This is a genomic window from Kitasatospora sp. NPDC004669 (assembly GCF_040609455.1).
Lineage (GTDB): Bacteria > Actinomycetota > Actinomycetes > Streptomycetales > Streptomycetaceae > Kitasatospora.
Genome location: NZ_JBEXKB010000205.1, coordinates 1 through 1,975 on the forward strand (window position 1 = coordinate 1; position 1,975 = coordinate 1,975).

The following is a 1,975-nucleotide window of genomic DNA, read 5'->3' on the forward strand; positions in this document are numbered from 1 at the left end:
ATGAGGAGTGCGCGTTGAGGAACGAGAGCCTGGCCAACCTGCTCAAGGAGGAGCGGCGTTTCGCCCCGCCGACAGAGCTCGCCACAGCCGCCAACGTGACCGCGGCCGCGTACACACAGGCCTCCGAGGACCGTCTGGGCTTCTGGGCCGAGCAGGCCCGCCGTCTGAGCTGGGCGGTCGAGCCCACCGAGACGCTCGACTGGTCCAACCCGCCCTTCGCCAAGTGGTTCGCCGACGGCAAGCTCAACGTGGCCTACAACTGCGTCGACCGCCACGTCGAGAACGGCCTGGGCGACCGGGTCGCGATCCACTTCGAGGGCGAGCCCGGCGACAGCCGCTCGATCACCTACGCCCAGCTCAAGGACGAGGTCTCGCAGGCCGCCAACGCGCTGCTGGAGCTCGGCGTGCGCAAGGGCGACCGGGTGGCGGTCTACCTGCCGATGATCGCCGAGGCGGTCGTCGCGATGCTGGCCTGCGCCCGGATCGGCGCCACCCACTCGGTGGTCTTCGGCGGCTTCTCCGCCGACGCCGTGGCCTCCCGCATCCAGGACGCGCAGGCCAAACTGGTCATCACCGCCGACGGCGGCTACCGCCGCGGCAAGCCCTCCGCCCTCAAGCCGGCCATCGACGAGGCCCTCACCAAGGTCGACGGCGTCGAGCACGTCCTGGTGGTCCGCCGCACCGGGCAGGAGATCGCCTGGACCCAGGGCCGTGACGTGTGGTGGCACGAGATCACCGCGCGCCAGTGCGTCGAGCACGCCCCCGAGGCGCACGACGCCGAGCACCCGCTGTTCATCCTGTACACCTCGGGCACCACCGGGAAGCCCAAGGGCATCCTCCACACCTCCGGCGGGTACCTCACCCAGGCCAGCTACACCCACCACGCGGTCTTCGACCTCAAGCCGGAGACCGACGTCTACTGGTGCACCGCCGACATCGGCTGGGTCACCGGCCACTCGTACATCGTCTACGGCCCGCTCTCCAACGGCGCCACCCAGGTGATCTACGAGGGCACCCCGGACACCCCGCACCAGGGCCGCTTCTGGGAGGTCGTCCAGAAGTACGGCGTGACGATCCTCTACACCGCGCCGACCGCGATCCGCACCTTCATGAAGTGGGGCGACGACATCCCCGCGAAGTTCGACCTGTCCTCGCTGCGGGTGCTGGGCAGCGTCGGCGAGCCGATCAACCCCGAGGCGTGGATCTGGTACCGGGAGCACATCGGCGGCGGCACCTGCCCGATCGTGGACACCTGGTGGCAGACCGAGACCGGCGCGATCATGATCAGCCCCCTGCCCGGCGTCACCGAGACCAAGCCGGGCTCGGCCCAGCGCGCCCTGCCGGGCATCGCGGCCACCGTCGTCGACGACGAGGCCAACGAGGTCCCCAACGGCTCCGGCGGCTACCTCGTCCTCACCGAGCCCTGGCCGTCCATGCTGCGCACCATCTGGGGCGACGACCAGCGCTACATCGACACCTACTGGTCGCGCTTCGGCCCCAGCCAATCTGCGCCCGGCGGCGGGTGGCGCTACTTCGCCGGTGACGGCGCCAAGAGGGACGAGGACGGCGACATCTGGCTGCTCGGCCGGGTCGACGACGTCATGCTCGTCTCGGGCCACAACATCTCCACCACCGAGGTCGAGTCGGCCCTGGTCGGACACTCCTCGGTGGCCGAGTCCGCCGTGGTCGGCGCCACCGACGCCACCACCGGCCAGGCCATCGTCGCCTTCGTGATCCTGCGCGGCGGCGTCACCGAGACCCCGGAACTGGTCGAGGAGCTGCGCGCACACGTCGGCCGCACGCTCGGCCCGATCGCCAAGCCGAAGCAGATCAAGGTCGTCGGCGAGCTGCCGAAGACCCGCTCCGGCAAGATCATGCGCCGTCTGCTGCGCGACATCGCCGAGGGCCGCGAGGTCGGTGACACCACCACCCTCGCCGACAGCACCGTGATGAGCCAGATCCAGGCCCAGCTCCC

The 1,975-nt window shown here is 70.4% G+C and carries 1 protein-coding gene; it reads left to right on the top strand.

Annotated features, from left to right (window positions below; genetic code table 11):
• Window positions 1-14: 14 nt before the first annotated feature.
• Window positions 15-1,975, top strand: a 1,961-nt coding sequence (acs, locus tag ABZW30_RS46895) for an acetate--CoA ligase (RefSeq protein WP_355677478.1), incomplete at its 3' end; no start/stop codon positions are given.